Source organism: Enterococcus sp. 4E1_DIV0656, from assembly GCF_002140695.1.
GTDB lineage: Bacteria > Bacillota > Bacilli > Lactobacillales > Enterococcaceae > Enterococcus_D > Enterococcus_D entomosocium.
The window spans coordinates 493,326-509,392 of the sequence record NZ_NGLF01000002.1; the positions used below are offsets into that span (position 1 = coordinate 493,326).

15 protein-coding genes are annotated in these 16,067 nt (G+C 42.3%); 5 read left to right on the forward strand and 10 right to left on the reverse strand.

Annotation, left to right across the window (positions count from 1 at the left end; genetic code table 11):
• On the forward strand, positions 1–2,547 hold the full coding sequence (gene mprF / locus A5882_RS15720; RefSeq protein WP_086373081.1) for a bifunctional lysylphosphatidylglycerol flippase/synthetase MprF: 2,547 nt from the start codon (positions 1–3) through the stop codon (positions 2,545–2,547).
• A gap of 65 nt (positions 2,548–2,612) precedes the next feature.
• Here the strand turns inward: mprF and A5882_RS15725 are convergent, their stop codons facing one another.
• Both A5882_RS15725 and A5882_RS15730 read right to left on the reverse strand, forming a co-directional pair.
• A complete protein-coding gene (locus A5882_RS15725; RefSeq protein ID WP_005235198.1) occupies positions 2,613–3,572 on the reverse strand; it encodes an SPFH domain-containing protein in 960 nt (319 codons plus the stop codon).
• Positions 3,569–3,844 carry a hypothetical protein gene (locus tag A5882_RS15730; protein WP_016620494.1) on the reverse strand — a complete coding sequence of 92 codons (276 nt, stop codon included), beginning with the start codon at positions 3,842–3,844 and terminating at the stop codon, positions 3,569–3,571. The genes A5882_RS15725 and A5882_RS15730 overlap by 4 nt, the downstream gene beginning before the upstream one ends.
• A 185-nt stretch (positions 3,845–4,029) precedes the next feature.
• Here A5882_RS15730 and A5882_RS15735 point away from each other — a divergent pair, with 185 nt between their 5' ends.
• Positions 4,030–4,440, forward strand: a complete 411-nt coding sequence (locus A5882_RS15735) for an Ohr family peroxiredoxin (RefSeq protein ID WP_086373212.1) — start codon at positions 4,030–4,032, stop codon at positions 4,438–4,440.
• Between the two features lie 58 nt (positions 4,441–4,498).
• Positions 4,499–4,933, forward strand: a complete 435-nt coding sequence (locus A5882_RS15740; RefSeq protein ID WP_086373082.1) for a MarR family winged helix-turn-helix transcriptional regulator — start codon at positions 4,499–4,501, stop codon at positions 4,931–4,933.
• A 50-nt stretch (positions 4,934–4,983) separates the two neighbouring features.
• Here the strand turns inward: A5882_RS15740 and A5882_RS15745 are convergent, their stop codons facing one another.
• Together A5882_RS15745 and A5882_RS15750 are read right to left on the reverse strand one after the other, a co-directional pair.
• Complete coding sequence (locus A5882_RS15745; RefSeq protein WP_008378626.1) at positions 4,984–5,346, reverse strand: hypothetical protein; 363 nt, start codon at positions 5,344–5,346, stop codon at positions 4,984–4,986.
• A gap of 278 nt (positions 5,347–5,624) precedes the next feature.
• Complete coding sequence (locus A5882_RS15750) at positions 5,625–5,993, reverse strand: hypothetical protein (RefSeq protein WP_005235188.1); 369 nt, start codon at positions 5,991–5,993, stop codon at positions 5,625–5,627.
• 454 nt (positions 5,994–6,447) lie between these two features.
• Between A5882_RS15750 and A5882_RS15755 the strand changes: the two genes are divergently transcribed.
• The gene (locus tag A5882_RS15755; RefSeq protein ID WP_086373083.1) at positions 6,448–6,624 is read left to right on the forward strand and encodes an acetyl-CoA carboxylase; all 177 of its coding nucleotides are present in this window, start codon (positions 6,448–6,450) and stop codon (positions 6,622–6,624) included.
• 55 nt (positions 6,625–6,679) lie between these two features.
• Here the strand turns inward: A5882_RS15755 and A5882_RS15760 are convergent, their stop codons facing one another.
• The 3 genes from A5882_RS15760 to A5882_RS15770 are packed head-to-tail and all read right to left on the reverse strand — an operon-like array spanning position 6,680 to position 10,502.
• Positions 6,680–8,842, reverse strand: a complete 2,163-nt coding sequence (locus A5882_RS15760) for a legume lectins beta domain protein (RefSeq protein ID WP_061054298.1) — start codon at positions 8,840–8,842, stop codon at positions 6,680–6,682.
• An 18-nt stretch (positions 8,843–8,860) separates the two neighbouring features.
• Positions 8,861–9,910, reverse strand: coding sequence for a DUF916 and DUF3324 domain-containing protein (locus tag A5882_RS15765; protein WP_086373084.1), 1,050 nt, complete (start codon positions 9,908–9,910; stop codon positions 8,861–8,863).
• A 16-nt stretch (positions 9,911–9,926) separates the two neighbouring features.
• The gene (locus A5882_RS15770) at positions 9,927–10,502 is read right to left on the reverse strand and encodes a WxL domain-containing protein (RefSeq protein ID WP_008378634.1); all 576 of its coding nucleotides are present in this window, start codon (positions 10,500–10,502) and stop codon (positions 9,927–9,929) included.
• A gap of 165 nt (positions 10,503–10,667) precedes the next feature.
• On the opposite strand from A5882_RS15770, the gene A5882_RS15775 reads away from it, so the two are divergent.
• Entirely contained in the window at positions 10,668–12,173 is a 1,506-nt protein-coding gene (locus A5882_RS15775) for a helix-turn-helix domain-containing protein (protein ID WP_086373085.1), read from the forward strand.
• Between the two features lie 83 nt (positions 12,174–12,256).
• On the opposite strand, the gene A5882_RS15780 is transcribed toward A5882_RS15775, so the two are convergent.
• From A5882_RS15780 to A5882_RS15790, 3 genes are all read right to left on the reverse strand, one after another.
• Positions 12,257–13,144 (reverse strand): SDR family oxidoreductase, encoded by an 888-nt coding sequence (locus A5882_RS15780; RefSeq protein ID WP_005235175.1) that lies wholly within the window; start codon positions 13,142–13,144, stop codon positions 12,257–12,259.
• 245 nt (positions 13,145–13,389) lie between these two features.
• Complete coding sequence (locus tag A5882_RS15785; RefSeq protein ID WP_061054301.1) at positions 13,390–15,090, reverse strand: DUF4091 domain-containing protein; 1,701 nt, start codon at positions 15,088–15,090, stop codon at positions 13,390–13,392.
• Between the two features lie 2 nt (positions 15,091–15,092).
• Positions 15,093–16,064, reverse strand: coding sequence for an alpha/beta hydrolase (locus tag A5882_RS15790; RefSeq protein ID WP_061054302.1), 972 nt, complete (start codon positions 16,062–16,064; stop codon positions 15,093–15,095).
• Between the last annotated feature and the right edge of the window lie 3 nt (positions 16,065–16,067).

Consider the following 16,067-nt stretch of genomic DNA (forward strand, 5'->3'; position numbering starts at 1 on the left):
ATGAGAATCTTTACTTGGCTCCGCGACCACCGCTCACTGTTTAAAACACTCTTCTTGATTGCAGTAGCCGTGATCGTGTTGGGCGAACTGCTTTCATTAAGCAAGACGATCTCCATTGATCAATTAAAAGAGTTGTTTGCGCAACTGGCACTTTGGCGAGTGGCATTAATGGCTGTCATTGGGTTATTATGTGTCTTGCCAATGGTCTTATATGACATTGTCTTGAACCGCCTATTAGGGGACAAACCTGATCGCCGTTATTTGCTGGAAACCAGCTGGATCATCAACACTATGAACAACTTAATCGGCTTCGGCGGCTTCATCAGCATCGGATTACGCTCGGAATTTTACGGCAAAGGAAAAAAAGGCAAAGAAGTTGCCCAAGCAATTTCGAAGATTTTTATTTACCTGATGTCTGGTCTTTCGATTTTATCCCTTGCTGCACTAGCCTTCGTCTTATTTGGTCCAACGACAGATTATCTGCAACAGTATTGGATCTGGCTTTTAGGCGGTAGTCTTTATTTTCCAGTTGTCTATGCCCTTAGTTTTTCCAAAAAAAATGCTTACTTAGGTGGACTGCAACGGCGTGATCGTCTGCAGTTGATCGCCGCTTCCTTATTAGAATGGCTAGGTGTTTTTGCAGCCTTCTTTACGACTGGTCTCTTGATGGGCATCTCGGTGGATGTGTTTCAATTGTTGCCACTTTTCATCGCTGCCTCCGTGATTGGGATCGTTTCGATGATTCCCGGAGAACTTGGAACCTTTGATGTAATGATGATCATGGGAATGGGCTCACTGCAGATTCCCCGTGAAAGTGTCATTGCTTGGCTGTTGCTTTTCCGCCTGTTTTATTACATCATTCCCTTTTTGATCGGTTTGCTTTTTTTCTCAAAAAATGTCGGCGTCTCCCTCAACCAGCGCTTTTCTGGTATCCCCAAAAGCTTATTGTTGGAGGTATTCCATAAGATCGAAGTGTTGCTGCTTTATTTGACGGGAACGATGTTGGTGCTCTCCGCCACGATTCCAGAAGCCTTTGATCAAATCAAATGGTTAGCCCACCTCAATCCGATTCGCTTGAATTTTGTGATGCAGTACCCGAGTATTTTTCTCGGTTACCTCTTTTTAATTGCCGGTCGAGGGATATCTGCCCGTGTCAGTCGCGCGTACGTGCCGACGCTTTTGTTGATTGTAGCAACAATCAGTTATGCTATTTTTGCTGGCTTCCGTTTTTCGACCATGCTGTTTCTTCTATTATTATTAGCAATCATGATTTTTTCAAAAAGCGAGTTGTTCCGTAAACAACTCGTCTTCTCGTGGGAATGGCTGACGATCGATGGTTTGTTAATTGGTTCGTTGACGATCCTCTATGTCATTATCGGGGTCTACAATATGCCTCATATCAATCGGCATCCAACGCATCACCATTCGATGGATTTTTTGCTTTTCCCTTCTGAAAAATTATGGCTGCAAGGGTTCGTTGCGATTTTATTCGTCGCCATTGCGATGTTGCTGTTTGCCCGGTACTTGATGGGACCAAAACACCAATTAGGCGTCAGTGCTGCCACTGACAAAGTGAAACATGTTTTAAATACTTACGGTGGCAACAGCGACAGCCATCTGGTGTATCTAAAAGACAAGAAAGTATACGTGTATCCAGAAATTGGCGAGCCGACGGTCTTTTTTCAATTTACGACCTTTAATAACAAATGTTTAGTCATGGGGGATCCTTCTGGGAAGCAAGCAGACTTTCCACAGGCACTGGAAACTTTCTTAACAGAAATGGATCAATGGAATTATCTGCCGGTCTTTTATGAAAGTAGTGAAGAAATGGTGATGCTGCTGCATGAATTTGGGTATGACTTTATCAAATTCGGTGAGAAAGCTTATGTGGATCTACCTAGCTTCACCCTCTCAGGAAAGAAAATGAAGGGACAGCGGGCATTGAACAATAAGATCACTAAAGAAGGCTTTACTTTTGATGTGCTCACCCCTCCCTTTTCAGCCGAAACATTTGCAACGCTTAAGGAAATTTCTGACAACTGGCTAGATGGACGGAAAGAAAAAGGGTTCTCCCTTGGGTTCTTTTCAGAATCCTATCTAAGCACCGCACCAATTGCTGTCGTCCGTAATCAGCAACAGGAGATCGTCGCATTCGCTTCCTTTATGCCCACCTATCAAACAGGCCTAGCATCCATTGATTTGATGCGCCACGATCCTGAAAAAGCGCCGAATGGAACGATGGATTTCTTGTTTATTCAGCTATTCGACTATTTTAAAGAACAAGGCTACCAACAATTTGATTTAGGCATGGCACCATTAGCCAACGTTGGTACTTTCCGCAGCAGTTTCTTGCAAGAGCGGATCGCCTATCTCGTTTACACCTTTGGTTCTCGTTTCTATTCTTTTGAAGGGTTACGCGAATACAAACAGAAATATGCCGCTTCTTGGTCCCCTCGCTACATTTTATACTCTCGGGATAGTTGGATCGGGTATGTCATGATGGCCCTCTTGATCGTCGATAATCAATCGGCGGAAAAAACGAAGTAAAAAAGGTTCCCATACTCCTCTTTCTTCTCGGAGTATGGGAACCTTTTTCAATTGTTGTGCTTAACTTATTCAGCCGATTTAGATGGTGCATTTTCCCAAAGTTGTTTGACGACTGGAATATTTCCCAGTTCCGTCATATTTGATGGCAGAATGACCGTATTGGTATTGCTATTCACCACATCTCTGAAGGCTTCGATCCCTAGATATGATAGTGAGCGCTCGTCGAGCTGGCTTTCTTTGATTGCTTCATTGATGGCTAAAATCCGTTTGCGTTCAGCTTCAGTGATTTTCGCGATTCGTTCTGCTTCCGCCTCGGCATCAATCCGTACACGCTTTGCCCGCGCCTCGGCATCGATTTGAGTTTGTTCCGCTCGGGCTTCGGCGTCGATCGTCATTTGAGAAGCTTTGGCTTCTGCACTCAAGACTGAAGAAGATTTCTCACCTTGGGCTCTTGTGATCATCGATTCTTTGTCTCTAGAGGCAGTGATCAATTTGTTCATTGATTCAATGATTTCTTGCGAAACTTTGATTTCCCCAATGTTGATTCGGTCGATCGCTAACCCATAGCCTGCCGTGATATCTTTGATTGAAGTAAACAATGCTACGTTGATTTCTTCAGTCCCATTTAAAACTTCATTTAAATCCATTTTCCCGATGATTCCCCGCAAGTTCGATTGGGCATCTTGGATCATTGAAACAACGGAGTTTTCATTTTCGTAGACAAAGGCACGCACATCTGTGACATGGTATTTGATTGCTTCATCAATTTGAACGATTACATTATCTTTTGTGATTGCACTTTGGGGTTCGATCTCCAAAGGAATCTGTTTCAAGGACACTCTTTCTCTAACTGTATACAAAATCGGAACAAGAAAATGAAGCCCTGGTTCCAACGTTCGAACGTACTTCCCAAAACTTTCGACAACTTTGACTTCCCCTTGACGAACGATCACAGCAGTGCTTGCAATCAGCCAAATCAGAATCACTAATACTAAAATAACTAAAATAATTTGGATAATGATCATTGTAAAAACCCTCTTCCATTTTCAAATAATGTATTGTTTACACGGGTCAATAAGACACCGTTTTCAACCCCGATAATCTCTAACATGACATTTTCAGCAGGAATCCCTGCAATCACCCGATATTCTGTATAGGTGCCATAAAGCCGTATATAGCCTGAATAATGATCCGTCAACGATCGAAAATAGCGCCCTACCGCTCGTTTTTCCATATAATCTACGATGATTTTCACCCTCTTTGCCTTCATGCAGTAAATTTGAAGCTTCAAACTCATTTGTTAATCTATTACAAGTGTTACTAACTATGATAGCACGTTTCACCCAAGAGAACAGTAAACTTATGCTGATTCCGGTTTTTTTTAGAAAAAAAACATAGAACGAAAACCAATTCCTTGCATTTTTCAATTAAATTGCATACAATTTAATTGTACAAAATATAAAAATCAGGAGTGAAGAAATGATGAAAAAAATGTATTCGACTAAAATTATCAACACTGGTGGCCGTTCAGGAGAAGTACACAGTCCCGATCATTCATTTGAGCTAAACATCACTGCACCTGGCAAACGTGTCGAAAATGCTACCAATCCAGAACAACTTTTTGCGGCTGGTTTTAGTGCTTGCTTCAACAGTGCCCTTGAATTGGTGAAAAGCAGCAAAGGAATCGATGGTGCTTCTACGGTGAGCGCACAAGTGACCTTATACGCAGAAAGCGAATCCAGTTTTGTCTTGGGTGTTGAGATCGAAGGTCAAATCGAAGGATTGTCAACAGAAGAAACACAAGAATTGCTTGAGATCGCTCATACCGTATGTCCTTATTCAAAAGCCACAGCTGGCAACATTGAAGTGACTGTCAAAGCCGTTAGCGAGTAGACTTTCGTTGAAAAAACAGCTATGATAAGAGGCGGATATTAGAAAAAGGGGTGAAAACATGAATGTCTTAGCGTTAGAAAACCAATTGTGTTTTCCTCTATACGCCGCTTCAAAAGAAATTATCAAACAGTACAAAGACTTACTGGACCCGTTGAATTTGACCTATACCCAATATTTAGTGATGTTAGTGTTATGGGAAGATGAAGCGATCAGTGTCAAAGCATTGGGGAAGCAATTATGTCTCGATTCTGGCACACTGACACCGGTTTTAAAAAAGCTTGAAGCAAAAGGCTACCTAGTAAGAAATCGAAATCAAGACGATGAACGTTCTTTGAGGGTCACATTGACTGACTCAGGCAAAGCGCTTCATGAACAAGCGTTAGAGATCCCCTACAAAGTGACCGAATTCTTGCCTCTTGAACCGGAAGAACTGTCCGTGCTCCATCAATTGACGACAAAAATGGTACAAAGATTTCAAGAACAAGAAAAATGATCCGCTGTTTTCACAGCGGATCATTTTTTTATCATGCAAACGAGTATTCTTTAAGAAGCTTTAGTTTTCAATTCACCAATCACATTTAGCAACTGGGTTAATTGTTCAGGATCTTCGATTTTTCTGATGGCGATTTTCACTAATTCAAAAATCTGGTCATCGGTTAGGCCTGTCTGTAATATCTCCAATTCACTTACAGCTGGCTGAAAGCGACGAGCCAAGACTGATCCGCTCATTTTGATACTTGCAATCTCCAGAACTCCTTTGTTTACTAACTTGCGAATCACGGACAGTGATGTGTTACGGTTTAAGCCGAAACGTTCACTAAATTCTGTACAGCACAGAGGTTCATCCACAGCCCAAAAACAAACTAAGACTTCCCACTCTTTTTTTGAAAAACTCAAGTAATCCATAATTGCTCCTTTCCATGCCGATGAGGCTGGTTCTTATTTTCTAAATTAAAACAATCGCAGCTATTTCAGTCAGCTGGCTTTCCTCTTCCTTTTTTCGATTGTTTTTTCTTTCACTAAAAGGATTATATACCAATAATAATCTATTTTATTCATAATTTCAAAATAATTTTTATTTTAATGATAAATAACATGTTTAATTATTCTTTTTCTTGATAAAAAAAAACGACTAGATCAGCTAGTCGTTTTCTTACTCTACTTGATATTCCTACGAGAAGTGTTTATTGAACACTGAAGATCAAACTCTCATGCTCTTGTTCTTTTAAGGAATAGCCACAAAATTCTTTATTCAAATTCGGAAAATCACGTTCGATCATCTGAATAATCTCGATTTCCGTCAACAGTTTGTCTTCTGACAATTGCAGCGAGTTCAACAAAACAAAACGAGAATCATAGCCTAAAATTTCCGGCATCAACCGCCAAAAATTTGTGCTGTCAATTTGTTGGATCGTTTGTTCCATAGCAACAATCAAGTTTTGCACGTGTTCATATACTTTAGGATAATCAGATTTTAGTAGATCCAACAGTGCTTGGTCTAGCACTTTATCTAAATAAGCCTTTGTATCGGTATAAATTATTGAAGAAATCACTTATTTCATCAATCCTTTCATTCAAATGCCATATTCGACATTGTCAAGGATGGCTCCTTGTTCTTATATATAGCATACTATCGGTGATTTTCGTTCTCAGATTAAGGATAGAATATAGAAAAAAAAGAGAAGCGTCTTTTCTTGTCCCCTAATCTTACTCCACAATAGCAAAATTTTGCTAAACTGATAAGCAAAGCGATTCAGCACCTATCGAAAATGAGAAAATTGTCAGATTTCCTTCCTTTTTTATCTATAGCGATTCCTACCCATCGGGCTCTGTAACTGCCAATATCCTCGCAATTACACACTTCTACGCCTCCCCCAATAAACGTAGGTTTTTTCTCATTTTAACAAACGTCTTACACAGCATAATTTCAGACAGAACCTTATACAACATGTATAATTAAATTATAGAAAGTCATCAAAATAAAACGAAACGAGGAGTGGATCACAGATGAAGAGTCATTGTAAATGTGGAAAAAAAATGAATGCCCATGAAAAAAACTGTCCAGACTGCAAACACAAAAAACAGCAAACCTTAGAATCCTTGGAAAAATTCGTTAAATACGGCAGTTTTGCTTTAGCAGGCCTATCATTAGTTTTAAAAATTGCGAAAAGTCGCCAAAGTTAAAGGGACCGACTTAAACTTTTAGACGAAAAAAACGCCTTCTAGGCGTTTTTTTTTGCTATTCATTAATGATTGTACTCTCCAACAGCCAGTCGACTGTGCCTGTATAGGTACCTGGTAAAATCAAATCTAACTTGGGGACAAAGCGAAAGTAGCAATCATATTCCTGAAGATCCAAGGTTAAGTCCGTTGCTCCTGTTGGCTCCTGCTGGAAAATCACTTGCTCTTCAGAAGTGACAGAAGCCACCAGCTGATTGGTCACCGGATCATAGAGTACCAACTGAATTTCCTCTGCCAATAGTTGCTGCTCTTGCATAAAATCCTTTATCTGTCCACTTAACTGCCAGGTCCCTTCGCTGGTATTGCTGACAGACAAAAGAGCTTCTTGATCAAAAGAAATCGTTAAATAAGCAAAGCCATCGTCTCTGATGGATCGTGCGAGTTCATTCAAGGTCACTGCCGCTGCGTTGATTGAAGCAGGCGCACGCTCAAATACCACGATCCCTCGAAAGTCAATGCCATAATAACGTGTCGCCGATCGATTGCCTTCTGTATCGATCACATAGGAAGCCAGATAATAGGTTGTGCCTGGTTCTAGTTCTTCGGTGTCTAACACCAATGTATCCGTTAGCGGCTCCGACAATGTTCCCCGTTCAACCAACGCTGCTTCAGAGAAATCGGTTTCGGTGATTGTCACATCCTCCGTAAAGAACTCCGTGACATATATTTTGGCTTGGGTCGAGTTTTGGTCATCAATCGTGATCGGTATATAGGAATTGCGCTTTTGCCGCACGATCTGCAGGTCTGCTTTTGCTTCTGCCAATGACGCCGAACCTGTTGTAAGCGTTGGTGGAAAGATTCCAGTCATTTGATAATAATGAATTTCTGGATCACCTGACGTCATACTGGAAACAAAAGCATTTCCATTAAAAACAGTTTGGACAGGGATGGCTATATCTAAATTCTGATTGAGCGGCGCTTCTGTGTAATTGACGGAAAAGTGAACGATGTATTCATTCCCTTTGACCATGTCAGGCAGTGTCGCAACCAATTGCCCATTTTCAATGACAAAAGGTAAGGCAGTTCCGCCTTCCGGCATGCCATTAACCATGATTTCACTGGCTTTTCCAAAATAAACCGCCTCGGGAACTAATGATAGTCCTTCTGGAAAAAGCGATGAGAGCAAGATTCCCGATTCCAAGTCAGCTAGATCACTGGTGCTTTTATAGGAGAGATAGGTCGCATAAGTAATGGTTTTGCTATTGTCGACAGTGGCTGGCTGGGAAAGTGTCGTACCAGTATCCAACAATAGTTTGACTGGGTCTTTTTCAAAAACACCGGTTCGCATCTCAAGTTCTACTAATCCTTCAACATCGACAAACGCCACTGCTTTTTCTTGAACATAGCCCCCGTTTGCACCAGTAAAACCAAAATAGACCGGTGCACTATTAGTCAGGTTCAAATTTGATTTGAAGGTGTCATCAACAGGTACCGTCACATCAACACCGAAATCTGGTACGGTGTAACGCAACGTTTGCGTTGGCTGATCAAAAACTACTGTAAAACTATGCCACACGCCATCGGAAATATCACTCACTGATACCGTATCACGATGATTTAAGACTTTATCGATAATCAGCCAGCCATCGGTGGTATATGCGTCATTTGAGCCGGGAAAATTCCATGCGATATGATGGCCGGAAGGAACATCGCGATCCATCATACCGTCCCCAGTCAAACCGGCATTATTATAGAACGTATCGAATTCAATCGCAAAACTTTGCGGGATTGCCCCCGTATTTAAAGGAGTCGTTCCTCCTGTATTTGACCAGACGCCAATCGTCGGTCCTGCTTGTTCTGCCAGCGCATTTAAGCCATTGCTTTGCATCACAAAAGCGAGCCCATCGCTGTCCGTTGCTGTATTATCGATACAAAATGCCATTTCTAACCGAAAAGAGCGAGTAAAAGAAACCGGCTTATTGAACCAGACACCACCACTGGAGTTGGTAGTAGCTCCATCATTAATCTGAACATAATTAACGCCCGGTTCCCCTTGTGGCGACCCCGCTTGTCCCACAGGAGTGATCAGAGAATGGTCAATCGCTAACGTAGGAAAATCTGGCGCAGATACCGCAGCATGGACGATTTCTTGTTTCCCACATAGCAGCAAAATGCTAAAAAAGAACACATAGCCCCATCGGATAATGCCAAACTTTTTCATCACTGTCCTCCGCTTTCTTCATTCTGATTCTTCTTGCACTGACAGCCTAACATCTGCTTCTGCTTTTTTACGTCTCCTATATAAAATGAACAAGAGAAGTAGGACAAACAGGAAGAGAAGTAGCCCTCCTGCATAGAGCCAGTACTGTTTTTGAAGATACGCTGCACCTAACGTTGTCTGACGGTTGATAAGGTTGGCTTGCTTGCGATCAACCACCACCGAATCCTCAAACACCCATGTTCCTTTAGGCGCATTCAACTCAATCCGTAATAGATAGGTCCCCGGTTCGAGAATGTTCTGATCAAAGGCACTAAACAGCTCCAAAACCGAATTCGGAGCTATTTGAAAATTCTCTGCAGAAAACCCACCGACCTTGTTGCCGCTATCTTGCTCACGTATCACTGTTTTGACAGTGATGTTGCCAAAGGCTGTGGGCTGATCATTGCGGATCCTACTTTTGAGAGCTGTAGAACCATATCTTTCCACCGCCTCAGAATTGACCAAAGACAACTGGGGGTCAGGCATGGTTGCTACATTCTGACGCAAGCGGACCCCTTGTTGAATTTTATAGTTGGCTTGCAGATTTGTTTGCTGACTTTCAGTTGTTTCCGCCGGTTCTTCTTCAAAGTCAAACACACCAAGTATTTCTCCTGCAAATTCTTTTGCCTTCATTGAAAGGGTAAAATGGACCTGACGACTTTCTCCAGGGTCAAGCTGGATCGTCTGTCTCGGATTTTCAATCAATTGACTAAACGAGATTCCTTGGTTCTCTTCGGCGGTCTGTTCTGCTTGGTACGCGATGATCCCAGTAGAGGCCGTATAACTATTTAGTGCTGCTGCTTTAATGGTCAACGGCTCTGAACTTGTATTATGAAGGGCAACGGTCAAATTCTGTTCGGTCTCATGATTTACCAGTAAGTCGAAATAACTGACGTCACTGACTTGATTTTGGGGAAGTTCTGGGGTTACAGTGAACCGTGTGGTCTGTGCATGACCGGTGACTTTCGTAAAGCAACACAAACTGATAAAGAAACTAATGAGTACGAAGCACTTGATTTGTTTTTTCATTGTCGCCCTTTCCTTGCTATTCTGCTTGATAGGTGTTTGATAATGTCCAAGTGATCGTTCCACTATAAGTGCCGCTGTTCACATTTTGTTTTGGTACGGTTAATGAAGCATTGGAAAAGTTAAAGTCATTGGTTGCTAAGCCGGTCGTCCCATTAGCAGAAGCGATCAATGTAGGTTCTGTTGCCCCTACCATCAATTCGGTGCCCGATACTAGCGTTGCATCGCCCGAAGCCGTTGAACCATTTAAAGTGACTTTGGCATTTGCTAGCTCGTTATCGCTGGCATTCGTCATTTTCGATAATTGCGCAGTCAACTGCCAGCCAGCTTGATTTGGTCCACGGTAATCCGTGATCGATGTCACTTCATCCGACGTTGTTTGAATTACTTGTTCATCGGTAGCGATATCTTGGATACTGCTTGTACCGAAGTTAAAATTGGTCACCTGATCCAGTGACAAGATTCCTTGTTCGATCGTTAGTGTTGCTTGACTCGTCATTGAAGCCGTTGGATTCGCTTCTGCTGCAGCTGCCGCAGTGGGCGCCATTCCTAAACCCATTCCGACCAAACCTAACATTCGTACCTTTTTGTTCATTTTCATCTCTTCCTTCACTTTTTTTTATGAGAAACCGAGGGTCATCAAAAAAACAGCCTTAAAAAATAATAATTCTATTCTCATCTATCATAAGTATAATCCATCATGGTTATCATACGGTTCACAGATTTAGCGTAAAAAAAACGCCAAAAAGGAGAATCCCTTATGTATCGAGAATTCATTTCTCCCGCAGAAGAAAAGAAATTAGAGATTTTCAAAGTTGTCTGCAATTCCAACGGAGTGACATTGGTCCAACTGTCAGAAGTTTTGAATATCCCGCAAAAAAGCCTGCAAAAATATATCTATTTTTTAAATGAAGATTTGCAGCTGCTCTCACCTCACCTGCTTCTATCAAAAAATCATTACAATCAGTATTTTCTTGATCGAACAGAGGATGATGAACCTTTCTATGCACAATTGATGTATCATTACTTGCTCAACTCCACACAATACAACCTGATTCATTACTTGATTGGGCGCCCGCAAATGACCTTGACTCAATTATGTTTGGATTTGCATGTCAGCCAATCGCATATGTATCGGTTGATCAAGAAAATCAACCAACTATTGGAAAAATTTCAAATCCGAATTCGAACAGACCTGAATAATCGCATCGTTCTTGCTGGAAAAGAGCTTGATATCCGTATTTTCACCTACAGTTTCTTGACCCAAAGTGCGCCTGCTGATTTGTGGCTTTTGCCGAGTGTTTCCCATAAAAATGTCGAAGAATTTACGGCATTCTTTGCTGTTTCTCACTTTGATCCGTTGACGAAAAATAAACTCGCTGCATTTTGGCAAGCAGTGGTCAGCCGAACGATCCAGAAAAAATATTTACCGCCGATTCCTGAAAAATACATGGGATTGATGAATTTCTATTGTTTTTTACCAGAAGAAATTCTCGAATCACTTTTTTTGAGTGCCGATTATGCCTCAGAAAAGATGCTTCAGTCAGAGTATCTTTACTTGAATTTCTTTTTGCATGTCTTTTTGCCAGGGGTTGTTCCCCAAGAAAAGAATCAAACGATCATCCAAGAGATCAAACATTCTGATACTGATCTTGTGCGCTTTTTCACTGCAATGATCAAAGATTGGCACGATACCTTTGCTCCAAGTCAGGAAGCCGCCGAATTCGAAAAATTATTAAGTAGCTGTATGCTGGTCTTCAATCTATCGATCATTATCGGCATCGATCTTCTGGAAGTGTGGCAGCTAGAACACCAACTGTTGACTGAAAATGCTCCTTCCAAAGACAGAACCTATGAAGCAATCTGCACACTTTTACTGACCCATGTTGAAAAGTATCCATTTGCTGACTTGGATAAAGAGTATTTTGAACAGACACAGTTGCCTTATCTGGCTCATCTCTTGTATTTGGAAACACAGATGAATACGCCCCCGACCGTGTCGATCTATATTCAAACGACGATTCAATACCGCACAAAGCAAATGATTGAGACGAGGATTCGTTCGATTTATTCTAAAGCTTCTGTGACTTTCGTCAAACAAATGGAAGCCGCAGATTTATTGATCACGGATAATTATGAAGAAGTGATGTTTTCCGAAAAATTAGTCTTACTGTCTAACCTGCAAGCCGAGCAAGAGTGGGCAGCCGTTTTTGCAAAGATCAATCAACTGATGATGACCAAGATGTTTGCCGAACAAGGAAAATAAGTTGCCGATTCCATTTTCATCCGCAAAAAAAGCCCGAGCCTCTTTGCTCGAGCTTTTTTTCTACTATTTTAGTCCTAGGAATTTTAAGCGAAGAAGCTACCGCCAGTTACACTGTAAACTTGACCAGTTACATAACTTGCTTCATCAGAGGCTAAGAAAACATAGACTGGTGCTAATTCGACTGGTTGTCCAGCACGTTTCATCAGTTCTTTTTGACCAAATTCTGGGATCGCAGATTGTGGCTGTCCACCCGAAATTTGAAGTGGTGTCCAGATTGGACCCGGAGCCACCGTATTGACCCGAATGCCTTTTTCACTTAATTGAGCAGCTAGCCCTTTACTAAAGGAAGTAATAGCACCTTTCGTGGCTGCATAGTCTAAAAGATGGGCACTAGGCTCCGCACTTTGGATCGAAGTGGTCGTGATGATGCTCCCACCAGCTGGCAGATAATCCAACGCTTCTTGGACTGTCCAATACATCGAGATGATATTCGTTGTAAAGGTATCTTGAATTTGTTGTGTAGTCAACTCTTTGATGTCCTTCACCGCTTGTTGCATCCCAGCATTTAGAACCAACGTATCTAACCCGCCTAATTCTTTGGCTGCTTCATGAACCAATTGACGAGCGAAAGTTTCATCTTTCAAGTCTCCTGGGATCAAAACTGCTTTGCGTCCGGCTTTTTCAATGACTGCCTTGACTTCTTGCGCGTCTTCTTCTTCAAAAGGAAGATAGTTGATTGCAACATCGGCGCCTTCTTTGGCAAAAGCAATCGCTGCTGCTCGACCAATACCAGAATCACCACCGGTCACTAATGCTTTGCGTCCAGCTAATTTGCCTGAACCTGCGTAGCTTTCTTCCCCGCAATCAGGTACTGGCTGCATCTTTCCTTGAATTGCCGGTGCTTCTTGCACCTGTTTTTCAAATTTGCCATCATAATACTTCGTTAACGGATTGTTGATTTTTTCTGACATGCTCGTTTCCTCCTTGATTATTTCTACTTCTATTTGTCATAGTTTGTTATGACCTTACTTAAAAGTGTAAAGGAAGATGGAGGGAATGAAAAACGAAACGCTCACCAGAAAAAAAGCATCTGTAAGAAAACAGATGCCTAGTAAAACGAAAAAGCTGCGTGAATCAGTAGTGAAAACGCCCACAGGTATCTCACTATTCTTCTGGAAAATCGTAGTGAAATTTCTGGGTGCAGTGTTTGATTTTGCTACTTTTCTAGCAGTTCGAGGAGGGCCCGATGAAAGGCCTCAATCTCCTCCGCGGTCTGTAGAAAAACATCGGGATGACTGTGATGGCTGTCGATCATCCAGTGTTTCGTGTCTGTAACTTTAAGAAAATCTGCTACTACGGCGTCGGTTTGATGCGGTTGTGCAGCTTGAGCGGTCTTCAAGAGATAGAAATCTTCAATCCCCCGCTGTAGTTGTTTATACCTTAGGGACAACAATAAATGTCCGTGATTGCCAGGATAGACGAAACAAAGATCACCGATCGGTAGTGAGCTCGTATTGTACCGAATATCGGACCGAGCATGTTCTGGCCAGCAATTGTAGGCCCAACGCAGAAAGCCGTCTGTTTTGAACTGATACGATAAGATTCCTTGCATTCGCGTCTCTAACAGGGGACTATGCAAAAAGGTATTTGGTTTGTCCGGATAATTGCAGACATAGTACTGCATCTTGCCCGGATGGCTTTGTGCTAGTGTTTCGTAATGGTTGCAAGTACAGTAATAGGAAGTCACAGGATGATCGATCACTGGCAGCAGCTCAAATAACACGTCTTCTTTATCAAAAGCAGCTTTGATCTGGATCGACGGATCAATTTCTTTTAAAACAGCTAACGAGGCTCGGAAACTGTCGATTTGATGTTTCTTCGGTTCGTCAGAAACGATGCGAACCTTCTCCCACAGATTCTTTCCTTTAAAATAATCAAATACTTGGCGTAGATACTCCTGCAACTCAGCTTTTTGATTAATAAAGCCAAAGGCGCCTTTCCCTTCATCATAAAAGCGAATCACCAATTTTTCTGGATGGTCCAAGTTGACTAACGGAAAAAATGGCGGTTCCCAGACCCCTAATAAACCAAACACGTCAATTTCTTCTTTGATACCCGCAGCAAAAAAACAATCAAGGTAACGTGTCAGCACAGAAAAATCGCAGGAAAGTTCTCCGTCTGGCGTCTTTTTGACCTTTACCATCGAATACTCATATAAATTGGCGGGATAATCTTTGACGATGTAATTGAACCAGCCCTTCCAAGGAATCTCTCCGGCGATCACTGTGATCGCTTTTTGTCCGATCACAGCGAGACTCTCAGCCATTTCCTTGATCAAGTCAAAGTGGGCATCGCTCCATAACGGAACGTCAAAGGTGCGAGCCAAATTGCTGGGCTGCTGCCACATATTTAAGTGGAACGTCTCTAAATAATCTTTTGGAAAAGTAAAAGCGTCCACTTCAATCGTTAGGTTCTTTTCTAACAAGCACTCCTCTTGGCTAGTCAGATGTGCCCGATAGACCTTGATTTTCACAGGATAAGCTTGCGGTTTGATCGTCTCATCGATCTGCCACTCCAAATAAAGAGGCGCAAAGCGATCGCCAGGATAGGTTTTGGCAGTTCGTTCAAGTAATTTATCGGCGTACGCCAATTCCTGCTGACCGACATAATAGTCGACGAATTGCGCTTTGACCGGCAATTCGCTAAAAATCTCAACGCGTATCATGGGAATCTCGATTTCATCGGGGATCGAAAACTCGTCGCCAATAATATAATGATTGCGGTTGCCATCGTGCAGCAGCAACTGACAAGCAGCAGTACTGTTACGAACAGCTGATAACTGTTCAATCGCTTGTGGCTCTTGGGTGATCAATTCTGTTGAAGCCTTATAGCTTTCATGGACCAGGATTGCTTTCATTTTTACTCTTCCTTTCTAGGATCAATCAGCTGCAAAACAAGCGCTTGATAAGAAACATTCTCAAAAGCTTCTGGCATGATCGTTAGTAGTTGCTGCAAGCTGATGTTTTTTACGATTTTTAAGCGGCTTTTGTCTGCCCATGATGGAAAAGCCTGCAAAAGCAAGCGTTTGTTTTCACCTGACTCGAGTAATGCCCGAATTGGCCACTGCCCTAAATCAGGAAACAAAGCTGGCTGGGCAACTTTATCTGCCCAGTTCAACTCTAGCCATTCGACGCATTCATCAAACCAACGGGCAAAACGTGGATCAACCATTTCTTTACGATTACCGAAGCGTTCGGTCGCCAAAGAAAGACCGTGACGTCCTTTTTGGAAAATATGACTTTCAAAGGGAACCTCGTGATCTTCTAGGGCCTGCAGATACGCCAATGAATTTTCGATAGGAACGACATTGTCTTCAAAGGTTGAAAACAAAAAGGTGGGCGGCGTATCTTTTGTGACACATTCCTCTAATGAAGGGGCATCGATCTTCATCACAGTAGCAAATGAAGACAATATCGCTGGGTAGCCTAAAATACATAAGCTCGGTTTCATTGAGGAGAGTGTTGATAACGCCGCTGCCAAATGGCCGCCGGCAGAAAAGCCGATCACAGCGATTTTTTCGGCATCGATTCCCCATTCACTTGCAAGTTCTCGGATTTTAGTAATCGCTTTTTCTGCATCTGCTAAGGAATGGCTGAAACTGCGATGTGTCCCTACATGATAGCGTAAGACCCCGGCGTGAAAGCCTTGGGCAGCAAAATTTAAGGCAATTGGCTCAGCTTCCCGCTCACTGCAAAAGGAGTAGCCGCCACCGGGAATCACCAAGACAAACGGACGATCGCCCACCCGTTCATACTCGGCTTTTTCCTCATGCAGGTACACTGTCAAACCGGCTTGCGCTTCTGGATCAAATAGATATTCCTGAAAAAACATCGC